General features: G+C 39.9%; 31 protein-coding genes. 29 read left to right on the forward strand and 2 right to left on the reverse strand.

Features of this window, described 5'->3' with window-relative positions; all coding sequences use genetic code 11:
* Positions 1-79: 79 nt before the first annotated feature.
* On the reverse strand, positions 80-715 hold the full coding sequence (locus tag HDC92_RS09120) for a hypothetical protein (protein ID WP_183873976.1): 636 nt from the start codon (positions 713-715) through the stop codon (positions 80-82).
* 55 nt (positions 716-770) lie between these two features.
* On the opposite strand from HDC92_RS09120, the gene HDC92_RS09125 reads away from it, so the two are divergent.
* The 6 genes from HDC92_RS09125 to rpsJ all read left to right on the forward strand — a co-directional run bounded on the left by HDC92_RS09125 (position 771) and on the right by rpsJ (position 5,683).
* Positions 771-992 carry a VF530 family DNA-binding protein gene (locus HDC92_RS09125; protein ID WP_012780768.1) on the forward strand — a complete coding sequence of 74 codons (222 nt, stop codon included), beginning with the start codon at positions 771-773 and terminating at the stop codon, positions 990-992.
* 29 nt (positions 993-1,021) lie between these two features.
* A complete protein-coding gene (locus HDC92_RS09130) occupies positions 1,022-2,149 on the forward strand; it encodes an acyloxyacyl hydrolase (protein WP_183873978.1) in 1,128 nt (375 codons plus the stop codon).
* A gap of 134 nt (positions 2,150-2,283) precedes the next feature.
* A complete protein-coding gene (gene rpsL, locus HDC92_RS09135) occupies positions 2,284-2,697 on the forward strand; it encodes a 30S ribosomal protein S12 (RefSeq protein ID WP_012780770.1) in 414 nt (137 codons plus the stop codon).
* Between the two features lie 16 nt (positions 2,698-2,713).
* Positions 2,714-3,181 (forward strand): 30S ribosomal protein S7, encoded by a 468-nt coding sequence (gene rpsG / locus HDC92_RS09140; RefSeq protein WP_012780771.1) that lies wholly within the window; start codon positions 2,714-2,716, stop codon positions 3,179-3,181.
* Between the two features lie 17 nt (positions 3,182-3,198).
* Positions 3,199-5,313, forward strand: a complete 2,115-nt coding sequence (gene fusA, locus HDC92_RS09145) for an elongation factor G (RefSeq protein WP_012780772.1) — start codon at positions 3,199-3,201, stop codon at positions 5,311-5,313.
* Positions 5,314-5,377: 64 nt separating this feature from the next.
* On the forward strand, positions 5,378-5,683 hold the full coding sequence (gene rpsJ, locus HDC92_RS09150; RefSeq protein ID WP_008244591.1) for a 30S ribosomal protein S10: 306 nt from the start codon (positions 5,378-5,380) through the stop codon (positions 5,681-5,683).
* Between the two features lie 67 nt (positions 5,684-5,750).
* Here the strand turns inward: rpsJ and HDC92_RS09155 are convergent, their stop codons facing one another.
* On the reverse strand, positions 5,751-6,359 hold the full coding sequence (locus tag HDC92_RS09155) for a hypothetical protein (protein ID WP_012780773.1): 609 nt from the start codon (positions 6,357-6,359) through the stop codon (positions 5,751-5,753).
* An 81-nt stretch (positions 6,360-6,440) separates the two neighbouring features.
* Between HDC92_RS09155 and HDC92_RS09160 the strand changes: the two genes are divergently transcribed.
* The 23 genes from HDC92_RS09160 (at position 6,441) to secY (ending at position 18,365) form a co-directional block, all read left to right on the forward strand.
* Positions 6,441-7,277 (forward strand): sulfite exporter TauE/SafE family protein, encoded by an 837-nt coding sequence (locus HDC92_RS09160; RefSeq protein WP_012780774.1) that lies wholly within the window; start codon positions 6,441-6,443, stop codon positions 7,275-7,277.
* Positions 7,274-7,669 (forward strand): DUF1634 domain-containing protein, encoded by a 396-nt coding sequence (locus tag HDC92_RS09165; RefSeq protein WP_183873980.1) that lies wholly within the window; start codon positions 7,274-7,276, stop codon positions 7,667-7,669. Before HDC92_RS09160 ends, HDC92_RS09165 begins: the two co-directional genes overlap by 4 nt.
* Before the next feature lie 182 nt (positions 7,670-7,851).
* The gene (rplC, locus tag HDC92_RS09170; RefSeq protein ID WP_012780776.1) at positions 7,852-8,469 is read left to right on the forward strand and encodes a 50S ribosomal protein L3; all 618 of its coding nucleotides are present in this window, start codon (positions 7,852-7,854) and stop codon (positions 8,467-8,469) included.
* Positions 8,470-8,473: 4 nt separating this feature from the next.
* Complete coding sequence (gene rplD / locus HDC92_RS09175) at positions 8,474-9,103, forward strand: 50S ribosomal protein L4 (protein ID WP_012780777.1); 630 nt, start codon at positions 8,474-8,476, stop codon at positions 9,101-9,103.
* A gap of 1 nt (position 9,104) precedes the next feature.
* Positions 9,105-9,395, forward strand: coding sequence for a 50S ribosomal protein L23 (gene rplW, locus HDC92_RS09180; protein WP_012780778.1), 291 nt, complete (start codon positions 9,105-9,107; stop codon positions 9,393-9,395).
* Positions 9,396-9,419: 24 nt separating this feature from the next.
* On the forward strand, positions 9,420-10,244 hold the full coding sequence (gene rplB, locus HDC92_RS09185; protein WP_012780779.1) for a 50S ribosomal protein L2: 825 nt from the start codon (positions 9,420-9,422) through the stop codon (positions 10,242-10,244).
* The gene (rpsS, locus tag HDC92_RS09190) at positions 10,244-10,510 is read left to right on the forward strand and encodes a 30S ribosomal protein S19 (protein ID WP_008244581.1); all 267 of its coding nucleotides are present in this window, start codon (positions 10,244-10,246) and stop codon (positions 10,508-10,510) included. The genes rplB and rpsS overlap by 1 nt, the downstream gene beginning before the upstream one ends.
* A gap of 7 nt (positions 10,511-10,517) precedes the next feature.
* Positions 10,518-10,880, forward strand: coding sequence for a 50S ribosomal protein L22 (rplV, locus tag HDC92_RS09195; protein ID WP_012780780.1), 363 nt, complete (start codon positions 10,518-10,520; stop codon positions 10,878-10,880).
* A gap of 5 nt (positions 10,881-10,885) precedes the next feature.
* Positions 10,886-11,743 (forward strand): 30S ribosomal protein S3, encoded by an 858-nt coding sequence (gene rpsC, locus HDC92_RS09200; protein ID WP_012780781.1) that lies wholly within the window; start codon positions 10,886-10,888, stop codon positions 11,741-11,743.
* A gap of 38 nt (positions 11,744-11,781) precedes the next feature.
* Complete coding sequence (gene rplP / locus HDC92_RS09205) at positions 11,782-12,204, forward strand: 50S ribosomal protein L16 (protein ID WP_008244578.1); 423 nt, start codon at positions 11,782-11,784, stop codon at positions 12,202-12,204.
* Positions 12,205-12,276: 72 nt separating this feature from the next.
* The gene (gene rpmC / locus HDC92_RS09210; RefSeq protein WP_012780782.1) at positions 12,277-12,486 is read left to right on the forward strand and encodes a 50S ribosomal protein L29; all 210 of its coding nucleotides are present in this window, start codon (positions 12,277-12,279) and stop codon (positions 12,484-12,486) included.
* A gap of 13 nt (positions 12,487-12,499) precedes the next feature.
* Entirely contained in the window at positions 12,500-12,754 is a 255-nt protein-coding gene (gene rpsQ, locus HDC92_RS09215) for a 30S ribosomal protein S17 (protein WP_012780783.1), read from the forward strand.
* 1 nt (position 12,755) lies between these two features.
* Positions 12,756-13,124 carry a 50S ribosomal protein L14 gene (gene rplN, locus HDC92_RS09220; RefSeq protein WP_008244575.1) on the forward strand — a complete coding sequence of 123 codons (369 nt, stop codon included), beginning with the start codon at positions 12,756-12,758 and terminating at the stop codon, positions 13,122-13,124.
* A 1-nt stretch (position 13,125) separates the two neighbouring features.
* Entirely contained in the window at positions 13,126-13,464 is a 339-nt protein-coding gene (rplX, locus tag HDC92_RS09225) for a 50S ribosomal protein L24 (RefSeq protein WP_221270943.1), read from the forward strand.
* The gene (gene rplE, locus HDC92_RS09230) at positions 13,464-14,030 is read left to right on the forward strand and encodes a 50S ribosomal protein L5 (RefSeq protein ID WP_012780785.1); all 567 of its coding nucleotides are present in this window, start codon (positions 13,464-13,466) and stop codon (positions 14,028-14,030) included. Before rplX ends, rplE begins: the two co-directional genes overlap by 1 nt.
* Positions 14,030-14,299, forward strand: coding sequence for a 30S ribosomal protein S14 (gene rpsN, locus HDC92_RS09235; RefSeq protein ID WP_012780786.1), 270 nt, complete (start codon positions 14,030-14,032; stop codon positions 14,297-14,299). The genes rplE and rpsN overlap by 1 nt, the downstream gene beginning before the upstream one ends.
* Before the next feature lie 111 nt (positions 14,300-14,410).
* The gene (gene rpsH, locus HDC92_RS09240) at positions 14,411-14,809 is read left to right on the forward strand and encodes a 30S ribosomal protein S8 (RefSeq protein ID WP_012780787.1); all 399 of its coding nucleotides are present in this window, start codon (positions 14,411-14,413) and stop codon (positions 14,807-14,809) included.
* A gap of 18 nt (positions 14,810-14,827) precedes the next feature.
* Positions 14,828-15,385 carry a 50S ribosomal protein L6 gene (gene rplF, locus HDC92_RS09245; protein WP_012780788.1) on the forward strand — a complete coding sequence of 186 codons (558 nt, stop codon included), beginning with the start codon at positions 14,828-14,830 and terminating at the stop codon, positions 15,383-15,385.
* A 5-nt stretch (positions 15,386-15,390) separates the two neighbouring features.
* A complete protein-coding gene (rplR, locus tag HDC92_RS09250; protein WP_012780789.1) occupies positions 15,391-15,744 on the forward strand; it encodes a 50S ribosomal protein L18 in 354 nt (117 codons plus the stop codon).
* Positions 15,745-15,762: 18 nt separating this feature from the next.
* Complete coding sequence (gene rpsE / locus HDC92_RS09255) at positions 15,763-16,281, forward strand: 30S ribosomal protein S5 (protein ID WP_008244566.1); 519 nt, start codon at positions 15,763-15,765, stop codon at positions 16,279-16,281.
* A gap of 4 nt (positions 16,282-16,285) precedes the next feature.
* On the forward strand, positions 16,286-16,465 hold the full coding sequence (rpmD, locus tag HDC92_RS09260) for a 50S ribosomal protein L30 (RefSeq protein ID WP_012780790.1): 180 nt from the start codon (positions 16,286-16,288) through the stop codon (positions 16,463-16,465).
* A 115-nt stretch (positions 16,466-16,580) separates the two neighbouring features.
* The gene (rplO, locus tag HDC92_RS09265) at positions 16,581-17,027 is read left to right on the forward strand and encodes a 50S ribosomal protein L15 (protein ID WP_183874116.1); all 447 of its coding nucleotides are present in this window, start codon (positions 16,581-16,583) and stop codon (positions 17,025-17,027) included.
* Between the two features lie 3 nt (positions 17,028-17,030).
* Positions 17,031-18,365 carry a preprotein translocase subunit SecY gene (gene secY / locus HDC92_RS09270; RefSeq protein ID WP_183873982.1) on the forward strand — a complete coding sequence of 445 codons (1,335 nt, stop codon included), beginning with the start codon at positions 17,031-17,033 and terminating at the stop codon, positions 18,363-18,365.
* Positions 18,366-18,367 lie beyond the last annotated feature (2 nt).

The raw sequence follows: 18,367 nt of genomic DNA on the forward strand, positions 1-18,367 counted from the left end.
AAAAATGATGTGCCTTCAGAGAAGGTAATTTTTGTTTTATACAGGGAATAAAGAAATGTGTTAGATTGGAATTTTAGCGTTATTTAAAAAAGCTTGCCTTTAACTTTTCAGCATCAATAATCGATTCAGGTTCCTCCAGACTGATTAACCATCCTTTTTGTTTAAGTAATGTGATCTCCTGCTTGGCGACAGAAAGGTCTTTCCCTTTAATGTTTTTGTTAAAAATGATGGGTGCTTTTGGTTCCACATTTGCGGTAGTACTGCTTAATATCTCCAATCGGAACTTTGGCCAGAGCTGTATATCACCCAGTTGGGCGGAGTAGATCTTTTTTGTGGTGTTTGGCGCGACAATGCCGGCAAATTCTCCTTTAAAGGCACCTTGTTTTTCGGTTGTCAGACTGGTGAGGAGCTGGTAGGAAGTTTCATTGATCAGGTGGAAGTGGGCGACAGAGCTGCTGTGCTGGTCTGTTACAAGGGCGAGATAAATCCCTTCTTTTTTAAATTCTGCTTCAGGAACGGCAGGAGCAGGTTTATTGCTGACCACATCATTGTCATGGACGTCGCCATGTACCAATGTTACTTTAGAGGCCAGTACAGGTATTTCAAAATCGTTGGTGTCTGTTACGCCAATGGTGTCCTTATCGATTATCCTGGTAATGTATCCTTCAATGTTCTCGTCTACAAAACGAACAAAATCACCTAATTTTAAATTCATGGTACGTTGGGATTGTTTTTTATACAAATCTAGTTATTCTTATTATTTTTGCGCTATGGCAGTACAGGAACAGGCAAATAATCCACTACATGGTAAAACGCTGGAATTTATATTGAAGCAGCTGGTATGGCATTATGGATGGGAGGAGCTGGGGCAACTGGTCCGCATTGCCTGTTTTAACAATAATCCAACTATGAACTCCAGCCTGAAATTTTTAAGGAAGACCGACTGGGCACGTAAAAAGGTAGAGAAGTTATACCTGAACACTTTTCATTAAAATCCATGTTTGAACCAGCTAAATTTAAAATGAGCATTCGAAAATCAAGTAAAGCCTATATTCTTGTTTTATTTTTAAGTTTTTTAATGGTTGCGGGGGATTTGCATGCCCAGGAAACAGCCGACAGCAGAAATAGTATAGAGTTTTCTCCTCAGGTATCGCTGGGTGTATTTACAGCCCAGAATAAATTGACGGGAACGGCTTATGGTGGTGAGCTGATTTATCATATGAGCACCATTGCCCATCCGAGGCCATGGATGAAAATGTTGAATTTAAAGAGTCTTGACCTGGTATTCAATTATAAGAATATGGGTGATATTGTGATGGTCTCGGATCCGAGACCTCGTAGATTTGGAGATTCTTATGCTTTGATTGCTGCGCTTAATTTTTCGCTGTTTAAAACAAAAAGTACAGAACTGTTTGTTACACCAGGACTAGGAATGGGGTATTTGGGGGAAACCTGGTTTACCAATCAGAATGTGCTGGTGGGAAGCCACCTGAATTTTTCTTCGAGGATTGCGTTAAAGCTGGCTACACGTATTGGCCCGTCTACAAAACTGGCGGCAGGCCTGGATATTCTTCATTTTTCGAATGGGGGAACCCGGGTGCCGAATAATGGAATGAATATAAGCAGCGTGAGTTTTGGACTGGTTCAATCTTTGAAAAGCAGTTTGGACCGGGATACGGCTTCCTGGAGAAAACCAATGGATTATAAGAAGCACAGTATAGATATTGGGATTAATATTGGGCGTCGTGGGGTTTACAGGAGTAAGGATGGTTTATATAAAACAGGCTTATACGCAGGGTACAATTATCGGTTGAATACTGTTTTAGGCTTTGGGGCAGGAGTTGATGCTGTTTACTACCATACCATTTATGATCCGTTACGAAATGTAGAGACTTTTCAGTCGAAAGCCAGTTCTTTTGACAGGTGGCGTATAGGCCTGGCGGTGGGTCCGGATTTATGGATGGGCAGGCTGGGCCTGATGGTTAAATATGGGTATTACCTGCATTATAACAGTTTAATGGAAAATAAAACCTACTGGACGCCCGGATTGAAATACAATGTACTGGACTGGGCAGCCGTTCAGGCTAAAATATATATACACCAGACAGAGGCAGATTTTGTTGGTTTTGGATTCATTTTTACCCCATAGTAATTATGCCTTTGTTTTTTAAGGGATTAAATTTCTGTTAACCCCTTGATTTATAAAATGTATTGTCTTACCTTTGCAGTCCCTTATTGAGGGGTATAGTTTTTAAACATAAATAAAAAAGTAAAAAAGGAACAATGCCAACCATTCAACAATTAGTTAGAAAAGGTAGAGTAGCACTGGAGTTCAAGAGTAAGTCTCCGGCGTTGGACAGCTGTCCACAGCGAAGAGGTGTATGTACACGTGTATATACCACTACCCCTAAAAAACCAAACTCAGCAATGCGTAAAGTTGCACGTGTACGTTTAACCAATGGTAAAGAGGTTAACGCTTACATCCCTGGAGAAGGTCACAACTTACAGGAGCACTCGATCGTATTGATCCGTGGTGGTCGTGTTAAAGATTTACCAGGTGTACGTTATCACATCATCCGTGGAGCATTAGATACTTCAGGTGTTGCGGGTCGTAACCAACGTCGTTCAAAATATGGTACTAAACGCCCTAAACCAGGACAAGTAGCTGCGGCTCCTGCAAAAGGTAAAAAGAAATAATTAGGAGGAAAGAAAAATGAGAAAGTCAAAACCAAAAAAGAGAATTATCCTTCCTGATCCAAAATTTAACGACGTTCAGGTAACAAGGTTTGTAAACAATATGATGTTTGATGGAAAAAAATCTATCGCTTATTCTATTTTTTACGATGCTGTTGAACTTGCTGAGAAAAAAGCAGGTGAAAATGGTTTAGAAGTGTGGAAACGTGCTTTATCTAACGTGATGCCAGCTGTTGAGGTAAAATCACGCCGTGTAGGTGGTGCAAACTTCCAGGTTCCTACCGAGGTAAGACCTGACCGCAAGATTGCATTGGGCATGAAATGGTTAATTTCATATGCACGCAAACGTGGTGAAAAAACAATGAAAGAAAAATTAGCAGGTGAAATTGTTTCAGCAGCTAAAGGTGAAGGTGCAGCGGTTAAGAAAAAAGAAGATACGCATAAAATGGCTGAAGCTAATAAAGCGTTCTCTCATTTCCGTTTCTAATCATATAGAATCATAAAATGTCAAGAGATTTAAGATTTACAAGAAATATTGGTATTGCCGCGCACATTGATGCGGGTAAGACCACCACTACTGAGCGTATTCTTTATTATGCCGGTGTAAACCATAAAATTGGTGAGGTTCACGAAGGTGCATCTACAATGGACTGGATGGTACAGGAAGCGGAACGCGGGATAACTATCACGTCTGCAGCAACTACTGTTGGCTGGAAATACAGAGGACAGGATTATCACATCAATATTATTGATACCCCGGGTCACGTGGATTTTACCGTAGAGGTAAACCGTTCATTACGTGTATTGGATGGTTTGGTGTTTTTGTTTTCGGCAGTTGATGGTGTTGAGCCTCAATCTGAAACGAACTGGCGTTTGGCAAACAATTATAATGTTGCCCGTATCGGTTTCGTAAACAAAATGGACCGTTCAGGAGCTGATTTCTTAAAAGTTGTTGGACAGGTTAAAAGTATGTTAGGTAGCAATGCAGTTCCATTGCAATTGCCTATCGGTGCTGAAGATAGCTTTAAAGGTGTGGTGGATCTGATCAACAACCGTGGTATCGTTTGGAATGAGCATGATAAAGGTATGACCTTTACTGAAGTGCCAATTCCGGAAGATATGTTAGACGAGGTTGCGGAGTGGAGAGAGAAATTACTGGAATCGGTAGCTGAATACGACGAATCTTTAATGGAGAAATTCTTCGATGCACCTGAAACGATCACTGAACGTGAGGTTTTAGATGCATTGCGTCAGGCTGTTTTGGATGCCAAAATTGTACCTATGGTTTGTGGTTCATCTTTCAAAAATAAAGGTGTTCAGACCATGCTTGATTATGTGATGGAATTATTGCCTTCACCTATGGATCAGGAAGGTATTGTAGGTACCAATCCAAACAATGGTGAAGAAGTTTTACGTAAACCAGATGAAAAAGAGCCTTTTGCAGCTTTAGCATTTAAAATTGCAACAGATCCTTTTGTTGGTCGCTTATGCTTTATCCGTGTTTATTCAGGTAATCTTGAAGCGGGTTCTTATGTATACAATGCACGTTCTGAGAACAAAGAGCGTATTTCACGTATCTTCCAGATGCACGCCAACAAGCAAAACCCGATTCCTAATGTAGGTGCCGGAGATATTGCTGCGGTAGTAGGATTTAAAGATATCAAAACAGGTGATACACTTTGTGATGAGAAAAATCCGATCATCCTTGAATCTATGAATTTCCCTGATCCGGTTATCGGTTTGGCAATTGAGCCTAAAACTCAGGCAGATGTTGATAAATTAGGTATTGCTTTAGGTAAACTAGCTGAAGAGGATCCTACATTCAAGGTTCAGACTGATGAAGAAACTGGTCAGACCGTAATTTCAGGTATGGGTGAGCTTCACCTGGACATCCTTATCGATCGTCTGAAACGTGAGTTTAAAGTAGAAGTAAACCAGGGAGCTCCTCAGGTTGCTTATAAAGAAGCAATTACAGGGACTACACAGCACCGTGAAACTTATAAGAAACAAACTGGTGGTCGTGGTAAATTTGCTGATATTCAGGTGATCATTTCTCCTATTGATGCTGATTACGAAAAAGGTGGATTACAATTCGTAAACGAGATTGTAGGTGGTTCAATTCCGCGTGAGTTTATCCCTTCAGTTGAGAAAGGTTTTGCTGCAGCCATGTCTAACGGTGTTGTTGCAGGTTATCCGCTTCCAGATATGAAAGTTCGTTTGATCGATGGTTCGTTCCATGCGGTCGATTCGGATGCGCTATCTTTTGAGATTGCGGCACGCTCTGCTTTCCGTGAGGCTTTACCTAAATGTAAGCCGGTATTGATGGAGCCGATCATGAAAATTGAGGTGCTTACACCAGAAGAGAACATGGGTGATGTTATGGGTGACTTAAACCGTCGTCGTGGTCAGCTGCAAGGTATGGACACGCGTAACGGTGCACAGGTTATTAAAGCCCTGGTTCCACTTTCGGAAATGTTTGGTTATGTGACCCAGTTGCGTACCATTACTTCGGGACGTGCAACTTCTACTATGGAGTTTGATCATTATGAGCCAGCTCCTAAGAATGTTCAGGAAGAGGTGATTGCAAAATCAAAAGGAAAAGTTAAATCATTAGATTAATTTTTAAATAAACTTGCTGCCGGTTATTAATAGCTCTAACCGGCAGCTTTAATTCATATATATCATGAGCCAAAGAATCAGAATCAAATTAAAATCTTACGATTATAATCTGGTAGATAAGTCTGCCGAGAAAATCGTAAAAACTGTTAAGCCGACAGGTGCAGTGGTTAGCGGACCAATTCCCTTGCCTACAGAGAAGAAAATTTTCACTGTTTTGCGTTCACCACACGTGAACAAAAAAGCACGTGAGCAGTTCCAATTGTGTGCTTATAAGCGTTTGTTAGATATTTATAGCTCTAACTCAAAAACAGTAGACGCTTTAATGAAACTTGAATTGCCTAGCGGTGTTGAAGTAGAAATCAAAGTATAACGATATTGAAGTATCAAAAAAGCCTTCCCGAGATCATCGAGGAAGGCTTTTTTAATTGTTTAAGTTTTTATCGCCCCCGGCTTTTCAGTTCTTCGAGTTTGTTGCGCTCATCCTGCAGTTCGCGGGCAAGTTTCTTTTCTTTATCGTTTGCCTTGGTTTTATAGCTCTGATATTCCTGAGAAATCTCTTCATATAATGTACTCCGGTACTTCGCTTCATGAATGTGTTTGGCCGACCTTAATATCACAACAGTCAGGGCTGCCGCCAGGCCAATGATGAGGCTCCATACGATCGTATTGTAGGTGCCTTTTGTAAAGGAAATGCCTAAAAAGCTGATTTCATTTACTTTGGCATTTGTGCTGGCCAAAGAACTTTCCTTTCCACTGATCTGGGTTTTTAAATCAGCTATGCTCTTTTCCTGTTCGGCAATTTTTTGGGTGGCTGAGCTCAATTGCCGGCGTTCTGTACTCAGGGTATCCCTTACATTTTGCCAGAAGGATGACATCCGGTTTGGATTTACCAATTTATAGCCATCCAGGGTTTTTGATTTGGAAAGTATGAGCTGGTATTGTCCTTTCAGACTTGGATCAACTCTAGCTGAATCCTGGGTAATCTGGCCCTGGGCACTTATGCTAAGTATCAAAGCCGAAATAACTGGGAATATAATTTTCTTCATATCGGATATTGGTTTATGTCTAATTTAACAATGATATTTTAATTTTATTGTGTTCGGACTGTAGATAGTATATTTGTAGCAATGTCGGTATTACTCTTTACAATCATCGTTTTGGCAGGGGCTTTTTTAGCCGGACTGGTTGGCTCACTGACAGGACTTGGAGGTGGGGTGATCATTATTCCACTGTTAACACTTGTGCTTGGCGTTGACATTCATTATGCTATTGGTGCATCTATTATATCTGTAATCGCGACTTCATCGGGTTCGGCGGCAGCTTATGTTAAAGAAGGGATTACGAATATACGGATAGGGATGTTTCTGGAAATAGCGACTACAATAAGCGCCATTATCGGAGCCGTGGTTACTGTATTTATCAATCCAAGTTATATAGCTGTTATTTTTGGACTGATCCTTTTGTTCTCTGCCGTAATGATGGTAAGGAAGAAAGTAGACCATTCTGATAACGATACTTCGGGCAAACTGGCTGTTTTCTTGAAATTGAACGGCACTTACCCTGTTGATGGAACTGTTAAAAAATATGCAGTGCATAATGTGCTGGGTGGTTTTTTAATGATGTTTGTGGCTGGTATCATTTCAGGTTTGCTGGGGATTGGCTCGGGCGCCCTGAAGGTGGTGGCTATGGATAACATCATGCGGATCCCTTTTAAGGTCTCGACTACCACCAGCAATTTTATGATGGGGGTTACGGCAGCGGCAAGTGCAATTGTTTACCTGCATCGCGGACAGATTGATCCGGGGATTGCCATGCCTGTAACCATAGGTGTATTATTTGGGGCTACAATCGGATCAAAGATTCTGGTGAGGACCAATACAGATAAATTAAAGGTGGTTTTTGCAGTGGTGGTTACTTTTTTAGCACTTCAAATGATTTATAATGGCTTATCGGGCAGATTATGAGTAAAGGCAATAAGAATTTTTTTGCGGACAAAGATATACAGATCATTCTGGGGACACTGTTGCGTGTTGGGGTGATCGCATCAATGAGCGTGGTGCTTATAGGAGGGCTTATTTACTTGTTTTTTAACCATAATCAGGTAGTTGACTATAAGGAATTTAATCCGGGAAGGTCTGGCTATTCTTCAATAGCAGCCATTCTTCATGGCCTGACTAAGATGGATGGTGCGGCAATTGTGCAGTTTGGAACGGTTTTGCTGATCTTTACGCCTATTGCACGGGTGGTTTTTTCAGTTTTTAGCTTTCTGATTGAGCGGGATTATCTGTATGTTGTGATCGGATTATTCGTTTTGTGTATTATCTTATATAGTTTAAGTGATAAGTTAGTTGGATAAAACTTACTTTAATTGCTTGCTACCCGATCAAAACAAATTTTTAGCATTTATTTGAAAAAATAATTAGCTAACTATTTGAAAATTAAGATTTCTTTCCTATTTTTGCCGTCCCTTAACGGGGATGTGTATCCACCTTGAACGAAGCCCTACTGCTTCGATGGGTGTTAAATTAAAAAAAGAAAATGTCAGGTATTATTGGAAAAAAAGTAGGAATGACCAGCATTTTCGACGCCGATGGTAAGAATATACCATGCACGGTGATCGAAGCTGGGCCTTGTGTTGTAACACAGGTAAAGACCGAAGAGAAAGACGGTTACGTTTCAGTTCAGTTAAGTTTCGACGAAGCTAAAGAAAAGAACACTACCATGCCGCTTAAAGGCCATTTTGCGAAAGCGAAAACTACACCAAAACGTAAGCTGGTTGAATTTGAGCCGTTTGAAGAGTCGTTGAACTTAGGTGATACGGTAACGGTTAACATCTTTAACGAAGGTGATTTTGTTGATGTAGTTGGTACATCAAAAGGTAAAGGATTCCAGGGTGTTGTAAAACGTCATGGTTTCGGTGGTGTTGGTGGGCAAACTCACGGACAGCACAACAGGATGCGTGCTCCAGGTTCATTGGGTGCTGCTTCGTATCCTTCTCGTGTATTTAAAGGTATGCGTATGGCGGGTAGAATGGGTGGTGACAGGGTAAAGGTTCAGAACTTACAGGTTTTGAAAGTTTATGCTGATCAAAATCTGGTTGTAGTTAGTGGTTCCGTACCAGGAGCTAAGGGTTCTTACGTAATCTTAGATAAGTAAGCAGATGGAAGTTAAAGTATTAAACATTTCAGGAAAAGAGACAGGTGCCAAGGTGCAGCTTCCTGAGTCGGTATTTGGCATAACGCCTGTTGACCACGCAATTTATTTAGATGTTAAGCAATATCTGGCCAATCAACGTCAGGGAACGCATAAGTCTAAACAACGTAATGAGATTGCTGGTTCAACCCGTAAATTATATAAACAAAAAGGTACTGGTGGTGCGCGTGCCGGAAGTATTAAATCTCCATTGTTTAATGGTGGTGGTCGTGTGTTTGGTCCTCAGCCACGTGATTACAGCTTCAAATTGAACAAGAAATTAAAATCACTGGCACGTAAGTCAGCTTTATCTTATAAAGCAAAGGACAATAACGTAGTGGTTTTAGAAGATTTTACTTTTGATACGATCAAAACTAAAAACTACATCAATTTGGTTAGCGCATTAAATCTGACTAACGAAAAGACATTGTTGGTTTTACCTACGCAAAATAACAATATCTATTTATCAAGCAGAAACATTCAGAAAGTGAAAGTGATTACTGCAGATCAGTTAAATACTTATGATGTATTGAACTGTGGCAAGCTTTTGTTGACTGCAGATTCTGTTAAAACACTGGAGGAGGCATTTGCCAAGTAATATGGAATTTTTAAAGAAACCAATATTAACAGAGAAAGCTTCTGCATTAACAGAAAAGTCTAACCGCTTTACTTTTAAAGTAGAACACAAAGCAAATAAATTGCAGATTAAGCAAGCCATAGAGAAAATGTACGGCGTAAACATTTTAGCCATTAATACAATGGTTGTAAATGGTAAAGTTAAGTCCAGAAATACTAAAGGTGGATTAGTTACGGGACGTAGCCCGAAATACAAGAAAGCGATTGTAACCCTGGCAGCAGGAGAAACGATTGATTATTACTCGAATATTTAATAAGAATTGAATTATTTATAAACTATGGGCTTAAGAAAATTTAAACCAGTCACTCCGGGAACCCGCTTTAGAGTAGGTGCCAGTTTTACGGAGATTACAGCAACCAAGCCCGAAAAATCATTGGTTGTATCTTCTAAGAAATCGGGAGGACGTAACAATACAGGAAAGATGACTATGCGCTATATGGGTGGTGGTCACAAGAAATCTTATCGTTTAATTGATTTTAAACGTGAGAAATTTGATATTCCTGCAACAGTAGCTACTGTTGAGTACGATCCAAACCGTACCGCTCGTATTGCATTGTTACATTATGCAGACGGTGAGAAGCGTTATATTATTGCACCGGAAGGTTTGCAAGTTGGGCAAAAGGTAGTGTCGGGTGATACTGCAACTCCAGAAGTAGGAAATACATTGAAATTGAGCAATATTCCTTTGGGTTCTATTGTACACAACGTGGAGATTCATCCTGGTCGTGGTGCTCAGTTGGCGCGCAGTGCCGGTGCTTATGCACAATTGGCTGCCCGTGACGGTAAATATGCTACATTAAAAATGCCTTCAGGTGAAGTAAGGTCAATCTTAGTTACTTGTTTGGCAACGATAGGAGCTGTTTCCAATTCAGATCATGCAAATGAAGTATTAGGTAAAGCTGGTCGTAACCGTTGGTTAGGCCGTCGTCCGAGGACACGTCCGGTAGCAATGAACCCGGTAGATCACCCTATGGGTGGTGGTGAGGGTCGCTCATCAGGAGGTCAGCCCCGGTCAAGGAACGGTGTTTATTCGAAAGGATTTAAAACCCGTCAACTTAAAAAATACTCAAATCGTTTCATCATAGAGAAAAGGAAGAAATAATGGCTCGTTCGATTAAAAAAGGACCTTATATTGACCATAACGTAGAGAAGAAAGTAGTCTCTATGAATGATTCAGGCAAGAAGTCTGTAATTAAAACTTGGTCTCGCAGATCAATGATCTCACCAGATTTTGTGGGTCATACATTTGCAGTACACAACGGTAACAAATTTATACCGGTATACGTAACAGAAAACATGGTTGGTCATAAGCTGGGAGAGTTTGCTCCAACCAGAACATTTAGGGGTCACTCTGAAAAGAAAAAATAATTAAGAGATGGAAGCAGTAGCGAAATTAAACAATTGTCCAACCTCACCACGTAAAATGCGTTTGGTTGTAGATCTTATCAGAGGTGAGCGTGTTGAGAAAGCTTTACATATTTTAAAGTTTACCAATAAAGATGCGGCAATAAGGGTTGAGAAACTATTATTATCGGCTATCAAAAACTGGGAAACAAAAAATGAAGGTTCTCGCCCTGAAGAAAACCAGTTATACGTGAAAACGATAATGGTAGGCGGTGGTCGTCAGTTAAAAAGATTAAGACCAGCACCTCAAGGACGTGGTTACAGAATACGTAAGCGTTCAAACCACGTAACTTTGATAGTAGATAGTAAAAACGTTGAAACTCAAACTAATTAACAGAAATGGGACAAAAAGCACATCCAATAGGTAACAGGTTAGGAATCATCAAGGGTTGGGATTCTAACTGGTTCGGTGGCAACAACTATGCTGATAAATTAGTTGAGGACGAAAAAATAAGAAAATACCTTTCTGCACGTATCGCAAAAGGCGGTGTAGCTAAAGTGGTAATCGAGCGTACGTTAAAACGTATCACTGTAACGATCCACACAGCTCGTCCGGGTATTGTGATTGGTAAAGCAGGACAGGAAGTTGACAAGATCAAAGAAGAGTTGAAAAAATTGACTAAAAAGGAAATTCAGATCAACATTTTTGAGATTAAGCGTCCTGAACTTGATGCACAATTAGTAGCAGAAGGTGTTGCAAAACAATTAGAAGCAAGGATCTCATTCCGTAGAGCAATGAAATCTACTATCGCATCAACTATGCGTATGGGTGCTGAAGGTATCAAAATTATGACTTCTGGTCGTTTAGGTGGTGCTGAGATGGCTCGTAGTGAACAGTATAAAGAAGGAAGAATTCCTTTGCATACTTTCCGTGCAGATATTGACTATGCGCTGGCAGAAGCTTTAACTACTTATGGAAAAATAGGTGTTAAAGTATGGATCTGTAAAGGTGAAGTTTACGGTAAACGTGACCTTTCTCCAAACATCGGTGCAACGAGCAATGCTCCTGGCAAAGGTGGCAGACCAGAAGGTGCTTTCGGTGGTGGAAGAGACAGGGATAACCGTGGCGGTGGCGACAGAAGAAACGATAACCGCGGTGGTGGTAATCGTGGCGGAAGAGGCCCTGGTCAAGGTGGTCCGGGTGCAGGAAGAGATAATAGAGGTGGAAATTCTCAAAACAGAGGTCCTCGTAAATAATTAGTTAACAGATCGTTTAACGATAATATTAGAATAAAATGTTACAGCCAAAAAGAACGAAGTTCAGAAAGATGCAAAAGGGCAGAATGAAAGGTTTAGCAACTCGTGGTGCTGAATTGTCATTCGGATCTTTCGGGATCAAATCTCTAGAGTCGACCTGGATCACCAGTCGCCAGATAGAGGCAGCCCGTATCGCGGTAACTCGTTTCATGAAACGTGAAGGTCAGGTATGGATTAGGATATTCCCGGACAAACCGGTAACTAAGAAACCTGCTGAGGTACGTATGGGTAAAGGTAAAGGTGCGCCTGAGTATTGGGTAGCTGTTGTTAGACCCGGACGTATTATTTTTGAAGCTGAAGGTGTGCCTTTGGAAATTGCCAAAGAAGCCATGCGTTTAGCCGCACAGAAATTACCGATCCAAACAAAATTTGTAGTACGTAGAGATTACGTAGAAGCATAATAAGGGATGGGTTGAATGTTGTAAGTAACTTGTTATTATAACCGCTGGACCCACAATATAAAAATTAATAAAATGAAGAACTCAGAAATTACAGGGCTTTCACAAGAAGAGCTAGTAGCCAGGATTGCAGAAGAGACAGAAAACTTAGTAAAGTTAAAGTTTGCGCATACAATTTCGGCTATAGAGAACCCAAGCCGCATTAGCAAGGTTAGGAGAAATATTGCCCGATTAAATACTGAAGTGACTAAGCGTAAAGCTCAGTCTGCTACTGAAACTAAATAACTTTAGAGTCGAAATGGAAAGACAATTAAGAAAAACAAGAACCGGGTTGGTGGTAAGCAACAAGATGGAAAAATCTATTGTTGTAGCGGTAGAACGTAAAGTGAAACACCCGATCTATGGTAAGTTTGTTAAGAAAACTACCAAATTTATGGCTCATGACGAGAAAAACGATTGCGGTATTGGTGATACAGTACTGATCATGGAGACTCGTCCGCTGAGTAAAAACAAGAACTGGAGATTAGTGCAAATTTTAGAAAGGGCTAAATAACATGGTACAACAGGAATCAAGATTAAACGTAGCCGACAATAGCGGCGCAAAAGAAGTATTGGTTATCCGTGTACTTGGTGGTACTGGAAAGCGTTATGCTTCTATTGGTGACAAGATCGTTGTTACCGTTAAGAGTGCTTTGCCTTCCGGAAACATCAAGAAAGGAACAGTTTCTAAAGCAGTTGTAGTAAGAACAAAGAAAGAGATCAGACGTAAAGATGGTTCTTATATCCGTTTCGACGACAATGCAGCAGTATTATTAAATGCACAAGATGAGCCGCGCGGTACACGTATTTTTGGCCCGGTAGCAAGAGAACTGCGTGAAAAACAATTCATGAAAATTGTATCATTAGCACCGGAGGTATTATAAAATGAAAAATAAAGTAACTACACCAAAAATAAAAATCCGTAAAGGTGATTTAGTAAAGGTTATAGCCGGAGATTCAAAAGGTCAGCAAGGCACTGTGCTTTCAGTATTAATTTCTAAAAGCAGAGTACTTGTAGAAGGTGTTAACCTTGTATCAAAACATACAAAACCAAATGCTGCTACCCCTAATGGTGGTATCATTAAGAAAGAGGCTGCTCTTCATATTTCTAACGTGGCGTTAATTGACCCTAAGACAGGAGCAACTACACGCGTTGGCAGAAAGCTTAATGCTGATGGGAAATTAGTTAGGGTATCTAAAAAATCAGGAGAGGAGATCAAATAATGGCTTACGTACCAAGATTAAAAAGTAAATATAAAGAGGAAATTGTAACTGCACTTAAAGATAAGTTCAATTACAAAAGCGTTATGCAGGTTCCTAAGTTAGAGAAGATTGCTATCAACCAGGGGGTTGGTCGTTTCTCTGTAACTGACAAAAAGATTATGGACAGCTCTATTTTAGAGATGACCACGATCTCAGGTCAGCAAGCAGTTGGCGCAAAATCTAAAAAAGATATCTCAAACTTTAAATTGCGTAAAGGTATGCCGGTTGGTGTACGTGTAACTTTACGTGATAACAACATGTATGAGTTCTTAGATCGTTTAATTTCTGTAGCTTTGCCACGTATCCGTGACTTCAAAGGTATCAACGATAAAGGTTTCGATGGAAAAGGAAATTACACTTTAGGTGTAACTGAGCAGATCATCTTCCCTGAGATCAACATAGATAAGATCAGCAAGATTTTAGGTATGGACATTACTTTTGTAACCACTGCGACTACAGATGTTGAGGCATTGGAACTTTTAAAACAATTTGGGTTACCATTTAAAAATCAAAAAACAGAGCAATAATGGCAAAAGAAGGTGTAAAAGCTCGCGAAATTAAGCGCCAGAAGCTGGTTGCTAAGTATGCAGAGAAACGTGCAGAACTTAAAGCTGCCGGAGACTATGAAGGATTAGACAAGTTACCAAAAAACTCATCGGCTGTACGTTTGCACAACCGTTGTAAATTAACTGGCCGTCCTCGTGGTTACATGCGTACTTTCGGTATATCAAGGGTATTGTTCCGTGATATGGCTTTGGCAGGTAAAATACCTGGGGTAAGAAAAGCAAGCTGGTAAACAGCTGATGTGTTTAAGGTTCAATTCCTTAAACTGCAAATAAAAGAATTAACCGATGGCAGGTCGTTCCGAATAGGTCGGAAAGGAAACCACTATCACAATTATATAAAAATGAATACAGATCCAATAGCAGATTATCTTACAAGAGTAAGAAATGCCATAAAGGCAAATCACAGAATTGTAGAGATTCCTGCATCAAACCTTAAAAAGGAAATTACTAAAGTACTTTTTGACAAAGGTTACATTGCTAACTACAAATTTGAGGATACTACAACTCAAGGCACTATTAAAATTGCATTGAAATACAATGCGATCACTAAAATCCCGGCGATCCGTACGTTAACACGTATTAGCAAACCAGGTTTAAGGCAATATGCCGGTGTGGATAATATGCCAAGAGTATTAAATGGTTTAGGTATTGCAATTTTATCTACATCTAAGGGTGTTATGACCGATAAAGAGGCTGCTAAACTAAACATTGGTGGCGAAGTTTTGTGTCACGTTTATTAATTAAAGGAGGATAGCAAAATGTCAAGAGTAGGAAAAGCCCCAATTAATGTACCTGCAGGTGTAACGATTACCGTTTCTAAAGATAACGTAGTAACTGTTAAAGGCCCTAAGGGAGAATTAACTCAAGCAGTAGATTCAGATATCACTGTAAGTCAGGAAGATGGCGTGTTAACAGTACAACGTCCGTCAGAGCAAAAAAGACACAAAGCATTACATGGTTTATACCGTGCTTTGATCAATAATATGGTTGTTGGTGTAACAGAAGGTTATAAAATTCAACAGGAATTAGTAGGTGTGGGTTACCGCGCTACAAACCAGGGAAATACACTGGATCTTGTTTTAGGTTATTCTCACCATTATGTTTTCCAGTTGCCGGAAGAGATTAAGGTGACCACAACCTCAGAAAAAGGTCAGACACCTAAAATCATTTTAGAAAGTATTGACAAACAATTGATAGGACAGGTAGCAGCGAAGATCCGTTCGTTACGTGCACCGGAACCATATAAAGGTAAAGGTATCAAGTTTGTAGGCGAAGTGTTAAGAAGAAAAGCAGGTAAATCAGCTTCTAAAAAATAATCATCATGGCAGGGAAAAAATTATCTCGTAGAGATCGTATAAAAAAAGGCATCAGAAAAAGATTAACAGGTTCTGAAAGCCGTCCACGTTTATCGGTTTATAGAAGCAATAAAGGGATTTATGCTCAAATTATTAACGATGTAACCGGTAGCACAATTGTATCAGCTTCATCTTTATCTAAAGATTTTTCAGGTACAGGCAATAAATCTGAGCAATCAGTTGCCGTAGGTAAATTAGTAGCTGAAAAAGCTATCGCAGCAGGTATTAAACAAGTTGTTTTCGATAGAAATGGCTATTTATACCATGGTCGCGTTAAATCGCTGGCAGATGGTGCCCGCGAAGCTGGTTTAGAATTTTAATCTGAAAATTAGATAAGAATGTCAACTATCAATATAAAAAGAGTTAAGACTAGCGAGATCGAATTAAAAGATCGTTTAGTTAGCATACAACGCGTAGCCAAAGTAACCAAAGGTGGTCGTACTTTCAGCTTCTCAGCAATCGTAGTTGTTGGAGATGAGAACGGAATCGTTGGATACGGATTGGGTAAAGCAAAAGAGGTAACAGAAGCAATTGCAAAAGGCATTGATGATGCTAAAAAGAACCTGGTAAAAGTTCCTTTGTTGAATGGTACTGTTCCTCACGAGCAAATCGGTAAATTTTCTGGAGGTTTTGTATTGATCAAACCTGCAGCTGTAGGTACCGGAGTTATTGCTGGTGGTGCGATGCGTGCTGTATTAGAGAGTGCTGGAGTACATAACGTACTGGCAAAATCAAAAGGTTCATCAAATCCTCACAACGTGGTAAAAGCAACTGTAGATGCTTTAACTAAAATGCGTGATGCTTACACTGTTGCACAACAGCGTGGTGTTGATTTAAATAAAGTTTTTAACGGATAATATTATGGCTAAGATCAAAATAACCCAGGTAAAAAGCATTATCGACAGAAGTGAGCGCCAGAAAAGAACAATGCAAGCTTTAGGTTTAACTAAAATGAACCAAAGTGTAGAAGTTGAGGCAACTGATGCCATTATTGGAATGGTAAGAAAAGTGAATCACTTAATCGCGATAGAGCGCATATAAATTATTTTAAAGGTTGTAAATGTAGTTAATATAATTACATTTGCAACCTTTGTATATTGTTTAACCGTTGACCCTGATTAGTGAAAGCGAAGGGCAACACAATAAGTTTCAAGAAATGAACTTAAGTAATTTAAAACCTGCAGCAGGTTCTACTAAAAATAGTAAGAGAATTGGTCGTGGTACCGGTTCTGGTCGTGGCGGTACTTCCACCCGTGGTCATAAAGGGGCCGGATCACGTTCAGGACATTCAACCAAGGTTGGATTTGAAGGCGGTCAGATGCCATTACAGCGTCGTGTACCTAAAGTAGGTTTCAAACCTATTAACCGTGTTGAATACGTAGGTGTAAATTTAGATGTGTTACAAGGATTGGCTGAGAAGTTTAACTTAACAAGCATAGATTTTGCTGCCTTACAACAACATGGTTTAGCATCTAAAAACGATCTGGTTAAGATTTTAGGTCGCGGTGAAGTTAAATCTAAGATAGAAGTTAAAGCACATGCTTTTTCTGCAACTGCACAAAAAGCTATTGAGGCTGTTGGAGGCTCAATCGAAAAATTGTAATTAATGAAGAAGCTGTTTACTACTTTAAGTAATATTTGGAAAATTCAAGAATTGAAAGAGCGTATTATTTTTACGCTCATGATTCTTTTAGTTTATAGGTTTGTATCTCATGTGGTATTACCAGGTGTAGATGCAACACTTTTAGGCGATAATACGAAGTCTGGCATTTTAGGTCTGTTGGATATGTTTGCCGGAGGATCATTTTCCCGGGTATCTATCCTGGCCTTGGGTGTTATGCCTTATATTTCTGCCTCTATTGTAGTTCAGCTATTAGGTATTGCGGTTCCTTCTTTTCAGAAGATGCAAAAGGAAGGTGAGAGCGGAAGAAAGAAACTCAATCAGATTACCCGTTATTTAACCGTAGCCATTACAGCTGTTCAGGCTGTGGGTTATGTTAAAACACAGGTTCCAGCTGAGGCTATCATTATAGACCACACCTTATTTTTTGTGCTTGCAACATTTGTTTTATCTGCAGGTACATTATTTGTAATGTGGTTAGGTGAGAAAATCACTGACAAAGGTATTGGTAATGGTATATCACTGATCATTATGGTTGGTATTATTGCCCGTTTGCCTATTGCGCTGCAACAGGAGATCAGTTCAAGGTTTGTAGGTGACGGGGGCTTAATTGCCCTGGTTGTTGAGATTGTTGCGCTTTTTGCTGTTGTAATGTTTACGATCATGATTGTACAGGGCGTTCGTAAAGTGCCTGTACAATATGCGAAAAGGATTGTAGGCAACAGACAGTTCGGTGGGGTTAGGCAGTATATACCTTTAAAAGTAAATGCTGCTGGTGTGATGCCGATCATTTTTGCCCAGGCATTAATGTTTATTCCCGCAACTTTGACAGGATTTTTTCCATCCTTGCAGAATACCTGGCTGATTCAGTTTAGTGATTATACTTCTTTGGCCTATAGTTTAACGTTTGCATTTTTAATTATTGCATTTACATTTTTCTATACTGCGATTACAGTTAATCCTACTCAGATGTCTGATGACATGAAAAAGAATGGTGGGTTTATACCGGGCATAAAACCGGGTTTATCTACTTCATCATTTATTGATGATGTGATTTCCAAGATCACCTTTCCAGGAGCAATTTTCCTGGCGATCATTGCAATTCTTCCTTCTATTGCAGTTAAATTTGGGATTAAATCTGAGTTTGCACATTTTTATGGAGGAACGTCTTTGCTGATTCTGGTAGGGGTTGTTCTAGATACCTTACAACAGATTGAGAGTTATTTATTAATGCGTCATTACGATGGATTAATGAAAACAGGTAGGGTTACTGGTCGTACGGGAATTCCTGCAGCGAGTGGTAGCAATGCTGTGATTTAGTA

It is taken from the genome of Pedobacter sp. AK017 (assembly GCF_014200825.1).
Taxonomy (GTDB): Bacteria; Bacteroidota; Bacteroidia; order Sphingobacteriales; family Sphingobacteriaceae; genus Pedobacter; species Pedobacter heparinus.